The organism is Polaromonas sp. P3_B1, assembly GCF_056402935.1.
In genome coordinates this window covers 1-946 of sequence record NZ_JBFUGK010000084.1, presented here as the reverse complement: position 1 = coordinate 946, position 946 = coordinate 1, and the positions used below count along the sequence as shown (strand labels likewise).

The window sequence follows — 946 nt, the reverse complement described above, 5'->3', positions numbered from 1 at the left end:
TGCTCTGGCTGCTGCTTTTGCTTTCGCTTTCAGAAGTGCCGTAGCTGATGTTGATGGTGACGTCAGTTGCCGCATCCTTGTTGAAGTTGCCCGAGGCGTCGGTCATGCCCTTGTAGGTGTTGTAGCCCTTGAAGGCTGCCGCCGCGCCGGCCAGTGCCTGCATGCGGCCGTCGCTGGTGTTGCTGGCAGCGTCCGCCATCTGCTGGCCGGTTTCCACGGCGCTGAGGAGGGGGCTGCTGACGCTGAAGGTGAGGGCCGATTGTTTGAATTTGTCTTCGGTCTCCTGGCGGCTGGTTTCGCGGGCCTCGGTGATGTCGACCTTCTTGGCCAGGATAGTGACGTCGCCTGCGGGGGCCATCACATCGCTGCCGACCTGTTTGTAGGCCTCGCCGGCTTGCAGGGTGACGTTGCCGGCGATGCTGCCCACGGTGCTGGCCGCGGCGCTGGTGCCTTGCGCCTTCTGCTGCGTGGATCGCTCTTGCGTGCCGATGCTGATGCCGCCGCCGTCATCGAGCAGGCCGTCTTGTTTTCTTGCCTGGAAAGAGTTGGAGCTGCTGGTGTTGGTGACGGCCTCGATGCTGAGGTTGTTACCGGCCGCCAGCGTGGTGGCGGTGTCGCTGATGACGCTGGAGCCTTTGACACTGATGTCATTACCCRCCACCACGGTGACGGTGTTACCGCTCAGGGATGAGCTGATCGCTTTGCCGGCGGATGCGCTTTGCCGCACTTCCGTGCTGCCTGAGCTGAACGCGTCCGAGTCTTCCACAAAGGTGGCGGTGGCCAGCGAGCTCTGCGACTTGCCGGCATTGATGTTGACGTTGTTGCCGGCGCTGGCGACCAGGGCGCCCTGCTGGCTCGTCACGCTGGCTGCCGTGGCGTTGATGTCTTTGCCGGCGACGAGGCTGAGGTTGCCGGTGGCGCTGAGCTGGCTGCCGACGTCCTGGCT

Annotated in this window: 1 protein-coding gene; it reads right to left on the bottom strand. The window is 63.8% G+C overall.

Annotated elements, in window-relative coordinates; genetic code table 11:
* Positions 1 to 946: hemagglutinin repeat-containing protein (locus tag AC1DXS_RS24695; protein ID WP_477740083.1), on the bottom strand; the 946-nt coding region annotated here is incomplete at both ends.